General features: G+C 53.0%; 9 protein-coding genes. 5 read left to right on the forward strand and 4 right to left on the reverse strand.

The features are described from left to right. Positions 1-408: 408 nt before the first annotated feature. From IEV89_RS17945 to IEV89_RS17955, 3 genes are all read left to right on the forward strand, one after another. Entirely contained in the window at positions 409-2,322 is a 1,914-nt protein-coding gene (locus tag IEV89_RS17945) for a PTS mannitol transporter subunit IICBA (protein ID WP_188474887.1), read from the forward strand. Between the two features lie 275 nt (positions 2,323-2,597). Beyond that, a complete protein-coding gene (locus tag IEV89_RS17950) occupies positions 2,598-3,746 on the forward strand; it encodes a mannitol-1-phosphate 5-dehydrogenase (RefSeq protein ID WP_188474888.1) in 1,149 nt (382 codons plus the stop codon). A gap of 206 nt (positions 3,747-3,952) precedes the next feature. After that, positions 3,953-4,501, forward strand: coding sequence for an MltR family transcriptional regulator (locus IEV89_RS17955; RefSeq protein WP_308420894.1), 549 nt, complete (start codon positions 3,953-3,955; stop codon positions 4,499-4,501). A 3-nt stretch (positions 4,502-4,504) separates the two neighbouring features. Here IEV89_RS17955 and IEV89_RS17960 read toward each other — a convergent pair whose 3' ends face one another. After that, complete coding sequence (locus IEV89_RS17960) at positions 4,505-5,113, reverse strand: LysE family translocator (RefSeq protein WP_188474890.1); 609 nt, start codon at positions 5,111-5,113, stop codon at positions 4,505-4,507. 142 nt (positions 5,114-5,255) lie between these two features. On the opposite strand from IEV89_RS17960, the gene IEV89_RS17965 reads away from it, so the two are divergent. Together IEV89_RS17965 and IEV89_RS17970 are read left to right on the forward strand one after the other, a co-directional pair. Then, positions 5,256-6,770: an aminotransferase-like domain-containing protein gene (locus tag IEV89_RS17965; protein ID WP_188474891.1), complete on the forward strand. Its 1,515-nt coding sequence runs from the start codon at positions 5,256-5,258 to the stop codon at positions 6,768-6,770. Between the two features lie 64 nt (positions 6,771-6,834). After that, complete coding sequence (locus IEV89_RS17970; RefSeq protein WP_188474892.1) at positions 6,835-7,197, forward strand: YibL family ribosome-associated protein; 363 nt, start codon at positions 6,835-6,837, stop codon at positions 7,195-7,197. Positions 7,198-7,324: 127 nt separating this feature from the next. Here the strand turns inward: IEV89_RS17970 and IEV89_RS17975 are convergent, their stop codons facing one another. From IEV89_RS17975 to fdhD, 3 genes are all read right to left on the reverse strand, one after another. Next, complete coding sequence (locus IEV89_RS17975) at positions 7,325-9,271, reverse strand: methyl-accepting chemotaxis protein (RefSeq protein WP_188474893.1); 1,947 nt, start codon at positions 9,269-9,271, stop codon at positions 7,325-7,327. Between the two features lie 229 nt (positions 9,272-9,500). Further along, positions 9,501-10,121 carry a superoxide dismutase [Mn] gene (gene sodA, locus IEV89_RS17980; protein ID WP_188474894.1) on the reverse strand — a complete coding sequence of 207 codons (621 nt, stop codon included), beginning with the start codon at positions 10,119-10,121 and terminating at the stop codon, positions 9,501-9,503. 219 nt (positions 10,122-10,340) lie between these two features. Beyond that, positions 10,341-11,186, reverse strand: a complete 846-nt coding sequence (fdhD, locus tag IEV89_RS17985) for a formate dehydrogenase accessory sulfurtransferase FdhD (protein ID WP_188474895.1) — start codon at positions 11,184-11,186, stop codon at positions 10,341-10,343. Positions 11,187-11,288 lie beyond the last annotated feature (102 nt).

Genomic DNA, 11,288 nt, shown 5'->3' on the forward strand with positions numbered 1-11,288 from the left:
TTCAGACCCAGCTGAATGCTTTTTAAGCGAAATACGCAAGTTCGACGAAAAATACTTTGTGATGAATATCACATTTTAATAACAAAACATCCCTTCAAAAGAGTGATTAAAGTCACATTCTCATCACGATGACGCGTGTTTTTTGAGCGTCATGTTGAGTTTTCAAGCCGTTTTTGTGATCAGCGTCACCTAAAGTGGCTGTGTGGTGGGGTGTGGTGTGTGATCTTGCTCACGTCTCGCGCACTGGCTACGCGGTGCCATAATCACGTGGTAGAGTCCGCCTCGCAGACAGCAATTCGACGGACGGATTTTTAAAGCAGTGGCACAAAGACCCGTATTAACCGTCACCGATAATTAACAAATATAACGCGCTCTTATTGTTAGCGCGTATCAATAGGGGTGCGTTTTATGCTTTCACCAAACGTTAAGGTCGGAGTTCAAAACTTTGGCCGTTTCCTGAGTAATATGGTGATGCCTAACATCGGGGCATTCATTGCCTGGGGTATCATTACTGCTCTGTTCATTCCTACCGGCTGGCTACCCAACGCCACGTTAGCCAAGTTGGTCGGCCCGATGATCACTTATCTCCTGCCATTGCTCATCGGTTTCACCGGTGGTCGTCTGGTCGGCGGTGATCGTGGGGGCGTGGTCGGCGCAATCACCGTAATGGGTGTGATCGTCGGTGCGGATATGCCGATGTTCCTCGGCGCGATGATTGGTGGTCCGCTGGGTGGTTGGTGTATCAAACGCTTTGACCGTTGGGTAGACGGTAAAATCAAAAGCGGCTTCGAGATGTTGGTTAACAACTTCTCGGCCGGTATCATCGGTATGCTGCTGGCGATTCTGGCCTTCCTGGCAATCGGCCCGTTAGTCGAGGCCTTATCTAAAGTGCTGGCTGCTGGCGTACACATCATGGTTATTCATAACCTGTTGCCGCTGGCCTCTATCTTTGTTGAACCGGCGAAAATCCTGTTCCTCAATAACGCCATCAACCACGGTATCTTCTCTCCACTGGGTATCCAGCAGGCGACTGAAACCGGTAAGTCTATCTTCTTCCTGATTGAAGCGAATCCGGGTCCGGGTATGGGCGTGCTGATGGCCTATATGTTCTTTGGCCGTGGCAGTGCCAAGCAGTCTGCGGGCGGCGCGGCAATTATTCACTTCTTCGGTGGTATCCACGAAATTTACTTCCCATACGTGCTGATGAACCCACGCCTTTTACTGGCGGTGATTCTGGGCGGTATGACAGGTGTGTTCACTCTGACCGTGCTGAACGGGGGTTTGGTTTCTCCGGCTTCTCCGGGTTCCATCCTGGCCGTACTGGCGATGACGCCAAAAGGGACTTACTTCGCGAACATTGCTGCTGTCGTGGCGGCGTTTGCGGTCTCCTTCGTGGTCTCTGCATTCTTGCTGAAAACCACCAAGGTAAAAGAAGGCGACGATCTGGACGACGCAACCCGTCGCATCCAGGACATGAAAGCGGAATCTAAAGGCGGCAAACCTTCTGCTGCTGGCGTTGCGGGCGACCTGTCTACCGTGCGTAAAATCATCGTAGCCTGCGATGCTGGTATGGGTTCCAGCGCCATGGGTGCTGGCGTGCTGCGCAAAAAAGTGCAAGATGCGGGTCTGACCAACATTAGTGTCACCAATAGCGCAATCAATAATCTGCCGGACGACGTGGATCTGGTGATCACCCATCGTGACCTGACTGAACGTGCCATGCGTCAGGTGCCCCATGCCCAGCATATATCGTTGACTAACTTCCTCGACAGCGGCCTGTACACTGACCTGACTGCGCGTCTGGTTGAGGTGAACAAAACCAGCCAGTACAAAGAGAAAGTCAATACCACGTTGAGTGACAGCCTGGTATCAGAGCAGGAAAACGAAAACCTGTTCCGTCTGAGCGAAGCTAATATCTTCCTCGGCCAGCAGGCAACCAGCAAAGAACAAGCTATCCGTTTTGCGGGTGAGCAACTGGTCAAAGGGGGTTATGTTCAACCTGAATATGTTGAAGCCATGCTGGACCGCGAACAGCTGACGTCTACCTACCTGGGGGAATCTATCGCTGTGCCACATGGCACCATAGAAGCCAAAGATCGCGTACTGAAGACCGGTATCGTATTTTGTCAGTATCCGGCGGGTATCCGTTGGGGCGAAGAGGAAGATGACTCAGCCCGTCTGGTTATTGGTATCGCGGCGCGTAATAATGAGCACATCAACGTGATCACCAAACTGACTACGGCGCTGGACGAAGATGGCGTGATTGAGCGTCTGGCGAACACCACCAGCGTTGAAGAGGTTCTGAGTATTCTTCGCGGTTAATTAATGATTCGCAGCCGGAAGGCTCCAGATCATTACCCAAAATAATTGATGTTGCAGCAAGGCGGCAAACGAGAGCATCCCGATGAGCAGACATAGGTCAGTGATTCGGGTGAACGAACGCTACTAACGCCGCTGCGGCTCAAGTATGAAGGGGAATTAGAGCGTCACTCAGCGGGTCTTACGAGACCCGCTTGTTGATTCGGAGCCGGGCGGCTCCCCAGCTTTACCTCAAGCTTTTTACCCTAAAGCATGGCCCCCGATTTGAAGGAAATATTATGAAAGCATTACATTTTGGCGCCGGTAACATCGGCCGCGGTTTCATTGGTAAATTACTGGCCGATGCTGGTGTTGAGCTGACATTTGCAGACGTCAGCCCGGTATTACTCGAAGCACTGAACAGTCGTCATAGTTATGATGTCCATGTTGTCGGTGAGCAGGCGAGCGTTGAGCCTGTCAACAATGTTAATGCCGTCAACAGTGCCGGTCAGGATGCGATTAACCTGATCGCTGACGTTGATTTGGTGACCACCGCCGTTGGCCCGACTGTGCTGGAAAAAATCGCACCGAATGTCGCCAAAGGTCTGGTTCTGCGTCATCAGCAGGGTAATGAATCTCCGCTTAACATCATTGCCTGTGAAAACATGGTGCGTGGGACCAGCCAGTTCAAACAGCACGTCTTTAACGCGCTGCCGGAAGATGAGAAAGTCTGGGTTGAAGCCCACGTTGGTTTTGTTGACTCTGCGGTTGACCGCATCGTGCCTCCGGCGGCGGCCGGGACTACGGATCCGCTGGCAGTGACGGTTGAAACCTTCAGCGAATGGATTGTCGATCAGACTCAGTTTAAAGGTCCGTTGCCAGCCATCGCCGGTATGGAACCGACAGACAATTTGATGGCTTTCGTTGAGCGCAAACTCTTTACGCTCAACACCGGTCACGCGATTACCGCGTATCTCGGTCAGCAGGCGGGCCACGCGACCATCCGAGACGCTATCCTGGATGAGAAAGTCCGTCTGGTGGTGCGTGGTGCGATGGAAGAGAGCGGTCAGGTGCTGATCAACCGTTACGGTTTCGACCCGGAAAGACATTTTGCTTATATCGAAAAGATCATCTCACGCTTTGAAAATCCGTACCTGCACGATGATGTTGAACGCGTTGGCCGCCAACCGCTGCGCAAACTCAGTGCGGGGGATCGCCTGATCAAACCTCTGCTGGGCACGTTGGAATACCGCCTGCCACACAACAATTTGGTGATCGGTATCGCCGCGGCGATGCATTACCGCAGTGACGAAGATCAGCAGGCCAAAGAGTGGGCTGATCTGCTGGAAAAAGTCGGGCCGAAAGCCGCGTTGGCCCAGGTATCCGGTTTGCCGGAGGACGGTGAAGTTGTTGCCCAGGCCGTCGGTATCTACGATAAAATGCACTAAATGATGCCCTAAGTGATTGGTGTTGCAGCAAGACAGCAAGCGAGAGAATCACGATGCGCTGACATCAGTCAGTGTTTCGGGTGAACGAGAGCGGCTAATGTAGCTGTAGCTTCAAACACATAGGGGATTGCACGGATGACAGCAGAGGCGTTATGGACACACCTGAAGCCGTAATTCATGACGCGACTCTTACAGTAAGTAACTCGATGGAAAAAGCACAGGCGTTTGAAAATAGGGTACTGGAGAAGCTGAACGCAGGGAAAACTGTGCGCAGCTTTTTAATGACGGCCGTGGAATTGTTGGCGGAAGCGCTGGATATTCTGGTCGTGCAGGTATTTCGTAAAGACGATTACGCCGTCAAATATGCCGTCGAACCTTTACTGAATGGCAGTGGCCCGCTGGGTGATTTAAGCGTACGCCTGAAACTGATTTACGCGCTCGGCGTGATCAGCCGCCACGAATATGAAGATGCCGAACTGCTGATGGCGTTGCGTGAAGAGCTGAATTACGACGGTGAAGATTACCGCTTCACCGATGACGAAATCCTCGGCCCCTTTGGTGAGTTGCATTGCGTGACCGAACTGCCGCCTGCGCCAACCTTCCCCAAGCCCGGCGAAGCCGACGAATCGTTGATCGCCATGCAACGTCAGCGCTACCAGCAAATCGTCCGCTCTACCATGGTTCTTTGCGTTACCGGGCTGATCGCTCATATCAGTAATCAGCAGCCGTCACGCTTATCACCGGTTCAACGCTGATGCTTATTGAAGTGCATGGCGCACCTCGCCAACCAGCAGCCACAGTGCGGTGAGTGCCATCATGCCGCCCATGATCGTATTGAACAGTTTCAGCTTCCACTCAACACGTAACGCCTGACGTAACCTGTCCCCCATCAACACCCACACCAGAATGCACGGAAGATTGATCAGCGCGAAACCGATGCAAATCAGCAGTGTGTGATGCAGCATATTGCCGTTCGGTGGCGTAAACAGAATGGCCACGTTGGTCGCCATTAGCCACGCTTTTGGGTTGATTGCCTGAAACAGCGCACCGCCGACCAAATTCATCGGCTGCTGTTTCTCGCCCTCTTTTGGCGTACCTGAACGGTAGATTTTCCACGACAGCCAGAACAAATACGCGCAGCCTACCGCGGCCATCGGCAGACGCACCGCGTTTATCCAACTGAGTAAAATCGCCAGCATTGAGGTCATCAGCGCGCACTGCACGACACAGCCGAGCGTGATCCCCAGCATCATCGGCACGCTGCGGCGCAATCCGAAATTGACCCCCGATGCTGCCAGTAGCAAATTATTCGGCCCCGGCGTGATCGACATCACCGTGACATAACTGACAAAAGCGGTATCCAGCATTTTTATTCCTTGGTATCTAAAGTCTGTCCATACAGAGTAAGCAGTCAGAGAGTTAGGTAACAGAACCAAAAATACGCTATTGTCATGGTTACAGTTGAGTGAAAAACAAACTGTACCTATTCACTTTTGCGGAACTGATACCATGGTCGATACGCTGAGCTCGCTCACCGATATATCTAACGATACGCGCTATAACCAGCTGGCAGATAATCTGGCTGAAGCCATCCGCCGTGGCACATTGCCTGCAGGCAGCCGCTTGCCGTCAGTGCGACGCAGTGCTCAAACCCATGCGGTCAGTATCAATACCGTGGTGGCGGCTTACCGGCGGCTTGAAGATCGCGGTCTGATCGAAGCCCGACCGCAATCAGGTTTCTATGTACGCACCGCGCTACCGGCGCTGGAGGTTCGCCATCAGCCCCATACGCCTGCTGCCGAACCCGCGGGTGATGTTCTGGACCTCATCGATACCGTGTTTGCCGCGCAAGTTAATCCGGCCTATACCAATCTTTCGCTGGCTTGTCCGCAGGCCAATGATTTCTATCCCGGTGCCAAACTGGGTCGCATCATGGCGTCGTTACTGCGTCGTCAGCCGCATATCATTGGGCAGTACGCACTGCCGCCGGGAAACCTTGGGTTGCGCCAGCAGATCGCCCGCCGTTCTTTAGGGTTGGGTATGATGCTTGAAGCGGGGGACATCACCCTGACACATGGCTGTATGGAAGCCCTGCAATTGGCGCTGCGGGTGACGACCCAGCCGGGCGACAGCGTGGGGTTGGAGACGCCAACTTACTTTTACCTGCTGCCGCTGCTGGCCAGTCTGGGGCTGAAAGCGGTGGAAATCCCAACGGATCCGCAGACCGGGATCTCGCTTGATGCGTTGGAGTTGATGCTCAATGAAAAGCGTCTGAATGCGGTGATTGCCATGCCGACGGCGCAGAATCCGATGGGCTTTACCATGCCGCTGGCGGCGAAAAAACGTCTGGCGCACTTGATGAACGATCATCAGGTGCCGCTGATTGAAGATGGTCTTTACGCTGAGATCCAATTCAGTGACGCACTCTCCCCAGCGGTAAAATCTTTCGACCGAAATGGCTGGGTGCTGTTTTGCACCAGCTTCACCAAAACACTGGCACCGGATTTTCGTGTTGGCTGGATAGCCGGTGGTCGCTTTGCTGAGAAGCTGCGCAAGCTGAAGGCGGTGTCCTCGATGTCGGAGTCTTTTTTGCTGTCACAAACGCTGGCGGTGTTTCTTGAATCCGGCGGTTACGACCACCATCTGCGCGCGCTGCGCCGCCGTTACGCCGCGCAGGTTGATGAAGCACGGGCGCTGATCTCCCGCTATTTTCCTCAAGGGACTTGCGCGACACAACCAATGGGCGGCTTTGTGTTCTGGGTGGATTTTCCTCCCGGTGTCGATACCGTGGTCCTGTTCCAGCAACTGCTGGATGAGAAAATCTGCATGACGCCAGGCACGCTTTATTCGCCGAGTGGGCGCTATCGCAATGGCCTGCGGCTGTCGTGCTGTTATCCTTTTAATGCCCGCTATACCGCCGCGCTAGCGCGTCTCGGGCAGCGTGCCTGTGAAATGAGCGGACTGCCGCCGGGATTGGCAACAACAACGGCTGACGCTCGGGCTGATGAAACGCGTACTTCCTGATACACTAGACGTTATTATCTTGAGCAACATCGTGCCGAAGCGGCACGCACGGGTCGAAAACACTATGAAAGAAGTCGAAAAAGCCGAAATTAAACGCCTCAGCGACATGCTGGACGCATTGAATCACAAAGATGCCGCTGTTATTCAGCAGGGCAACTCTGAACTGATTTCCAAGCATGAAGACGAAAAAGAGAAGCTGGCAACTGAAATCGCCCGCTTGAAAAATGTGCGGGTCGTCAAACTGAGTGCAGAAGCGCAGAAGCTGGCAACACTGCCGTACAGCCGTGAAATTACCAAAAAAGAGCAGGCCGATATGGGCACGCTGAAGAAAGTTGTGCGCGGTATTGTGGTGGTTCACCCGATGACAGCGCTGGGCCGTGAAATGGGCTTGAAAGTGGTCACCGGTTACGCCAAGAAAGCTTTCTGATGAGCTAACGGCCTCCCTTTAGCCGGGAAGGCCGTTACATTGATCTCTTCCTCTAATCCAACACCCTTCTTCCTCAAACCTCAATGTTGTTGCGGTTCACCCGTGATATCTCAGGTTACCTGTGACCTCAAAAGGTCTCCCAGTTTCCTTGTTCTGCGCTGGCCGGGCGAGGCAGCGCGGCAACTTTAGCCGGCGCGGCGCGCTGCACATCAGACGTGACGAAAGTATCATTCTCTGACAAGCGGAATACGGATACCGCATTGGTCAGAACGCGTGACTGATCTTCCAGCGAGTCTGCTGCGGCAGCCGATTGCTCTACCAGCGCGGCGTTTTGCTGGGTGGTGCTATCCATTTCAACGATGGCCAGAGATATTTGCGCAATCCCACGGCTTTGTTCATCGGATGCTGATGCAATTTCTCCCATGATATCGCGTACGTGAGTGACCGCCTGAACGATATCCTGCATGGTGCGGCCGGTATTTTCGACCAGTTTGGAACCGGTGTTCACACGCTCAACCGACTCGGCGATCAGCCCCTCGATCTCTTTGGCCGCCTGTGCGCTTCGCTGCGCCAGTGACCGCACTTCGGAGGCAACGACGGAGAATCCGCGGCCCTGTTCGCCCGCCCGTGCTGCTTCTACTGCGGCATTGAGCGCCAGAATATTAGTTTGGAAGGCAATACCGTTGATCACGGAAGTAATTTCAGCAATGCGTTTTGAACTGCCAGAGATTTGCTGCATGGTGACGACCACATCACCGACCTGCTTGCCGCCGAGTGTCGCCGTTTGCGAGGCATCGGCCGCCAGCTTACTGGCATGATGGGCATTCTCGGCATTCTGTTTCACGGTTGAACTCAACTGCTCCATGCTGGCGGCGGTCTCTTCGACGGCGGCGGCCTGCTGCTCGGTACGTGATGATAAATCGGTGTTCCCCGCCGCAATCTCAGAGGCGGCGTGCGACACCTGGCTGACACCCATCCGGATCTCATAAATCATATTGCGCAGATTTTGGCTCATTCCAGCCACCGCATTCATCAACATGCCCAACTCATCGCGACGCGGAGTGGACTGCGCAGCCGTCAGGTCGCCCTTGGCAATCAGCTCTGCTGTCACCAGCGTAGCGCGCAGTGGATGAGTAATTTGACGGGTAATGCGCCAGGCGATCAGTGCACCGATAAACAGCGCCACCAAGGCGATTATCGCCATCAGCATCAGCGCCCGGCTGATATCCCGATGCGTATTATCCAGCTCATTTTTAAAGATGTTGCTGACCAGTGTATTCATCTCTGCCGCTTTTACCGACAGCACCTGTGAGTTCTGCTGTTCTTGTTGGTAAGCGGGCATATAGGCCACAATGCGGGACTTGTAGGTTGCCAGCGCGGACATCAGTGGTGCCAGCGTTTCCTGTTGGTTGGGTAGCAACAGAGCGTTGAGTTTCTTGGCGTTGGCCTGGGTGTCATCAATCGCTTTTAGTAGCGTCTGTTCGGATTCTTTATCCATCTTCAGTAGCAGGCCACGCACGTAATAGCGCACGCTGATCAGTCTCTGAACCACATTGGCTAATGAAAGGCGAATGACCGGATCGGCATCTTCTACCCGCAGTTGTTCCTGCAAACGTTGAACGACATCTTCAGTTTCCGACAGATTCCAACTCTTACGGACGGCGTCTTTTTCAGCCACCGCTTTTTTAAACGCGGCCTGTGCCTGGTTGTACTCTTGAATTTTTACCGGAACCTGATCGAAATTAGTTTGGCTTTTTGTGTCCCAAACCAGCCGACCTTTTGCCGATTCGACAAGCTTTTGTAATTCAGCAATGCTGTGCTGATTTCTGGCCAGATAGTCAGGATCGTAATTGAGCTGATACAACGTGCGGCTGATTCTGGCCTCATTCAGTAATGTATTCATCTGGTTACTGAAATCCACTTTTTCGGCACGATCGTTAATGTCTTTGAACTTCACCATACCGACAGTGGCGATCACCATCGCGATGATCAAAACCAAACCAAAACCCAGTCCGAGTTTGGTACCGACTTTGAGGTTTTCAATCCGCTGTGACAGACCTGTTTTATTTCCCATAACTGTTCTCCACCGACGTCCTTGCTTATGTAAGTTGTATTTTCCGTGAAGCTTTGTTAAGAGCATATCGGAAGGACTTAAGAGAAACTTTAGGGGGAAGGCGGACTTATTTAAGAACTGCGAACGGGGTCTGGTATTGGAATAAATAGGCGGCGGGATTAGGACATAAAAAAGGCGGGGAAGGCCCCGCCATTGTGCGAACGTGTAACCGGTTAAGGGTGGCGCGAAATTACTTCGCTTCGGCCAGACGTTTTGCTGCTTCGTCCCAGTTCACTACAGCCCAGAACGCTTTAATGTAATCAGGGCGTTTGTTCTGATATTTCAGGTAATAAGCATGTTCCCACACGTCCAGGCCCAACAGCGGGAAACCTGACACGCCAGAAACGGCTTCGCCCATCAGCGGGCTGTCTTGGTTAGCAGTAGAAACCACGGCCAGTTTGCCGTCTTTCAGAACCAGCCACGCCCAGCCTGAGCCGAAACGAGTGGTTGCTGCTTTTTCGAAAGTCTCTTTGAAAGCGTCAACGCTGCCGAAGTCGCGTTCGATAGCTGCTTTCAGGTCGCCCTGCAGGGTAGTGCCTGTTTTCAGGCCCTTCCAGAACAAGCTGTGGTTGGCATGGCCGCCTGCATTATTACGCAGCGCAACTTTCTTGTCTGCTGGCACTTTATCGAGGTTTGCGATCAGCTCTTCAACGGACAGCTTTGCCAGTTCTGGCAGGCTTTCCAGCGCAGCGTTAGCATTGTTAACGTAGGCTTGGTGATGTTTAGAGTGATGGATTTCCATCGTTTCTTTATCGAAATGCGGTTCGAGTGCGTCGTATGCGTAAGGCAGTGATGGCAGTGAATAACTCATGTTCATCGTCTCCATAGTGTAGGGCGGCACTGTCTGATGTAAGTACCGCGTAATCAGTCGGATCATTATAGTTAATTAAATGATATTGAAAATGATTATCTATGCTCCGCACTTTGTACGGGTATTCGTAACGTACTGTTATACGTGCCTTAGAGCGCGTTTAACTCAGCATTGTCGCAAACGGTCTAAGGCGTGATTAGGACCATTCTGCCGCGATGTTTATCCTTTCAGTCTCCGCGCATGTGTATACACCGTGGCCCGACCCGGTTTACTGAAACCGACCAGTGTCAGATTGCACTTCTCGGCAACATCAACGGCAAGCGTTGTGGCGGCGGAAACGGCAAACAGAATTTCGACACCGCACATAGCGGCTTTTTGCACCATTTCATAGCTGGCTCGGCTGGATACCAGCACCGCGCCTGCTTGCCATTCCGGTTTTTTCGCCCGCCAGCCGAGAACTTTATCCAATGCGACGTGGCGGCCGACATCTTCACAGCCACCAAGCAGCTCACCGAGTGGGCTTAGCCAGGCACCTGCATGGGTGCAGCCGGTCACTTGGCCAATGGTCTGTACCGATTTCAACTGATGCAGTGCGCTATCCAGATGGTCTAAATTAAAAGTCTGAGTAAAGGGCAGCGGAGCGAGGGGACGAAAGAGATCGCCAAGTTGTTCGATGCCACAGACGCCACAGCCGGTACGTCCAGCCATTGCGCGGCGGCGCTCTTTCAGCCCGGCAAAGCGGCGGCTTGATAACTCAATATTAACTTCTATGCCGTTGCAGTTGGATGACACCTCAATTCCGTAAATATCTGCGACCGAATCGACAATCCCTTCTGATAGTGAAAACCCCAACGCGAAGGCGTCGAGGTCTTTCGGTGAGGCCATCATCACCACATGCGAGATACCGTTGTAGACCAATGCGACGGGGACTTCCTCGGCGATCCAGTCATCCTGCGTGGCATCCAGATGTCCGCGCTGCATCACCTTTTTGCGGGTGGCTCCGATGATCTGAGTCACTTTTTGGTCATCTTTTTCGTCAAATTCGTTTACGAGATGGACATCCATTGGCAATAACCTTATAAACACCCCGGATACAATAAACCACAATTACAATCCGGTTTTAGGCCACTATTTTAGCGCTTCTCGCCACGACGGGCAAAGCGTCAA

Origin of the sequence: Hafnia psychrotolerans, from assembly GCF_014639435.1 — a bacterium.
GTDB lineage: Bacteria > Pseudomonadota > Gammaproteobacteria > Enterobacterales > Enterobacteriaceae > Ewingella > Ewingella psychrotolerans.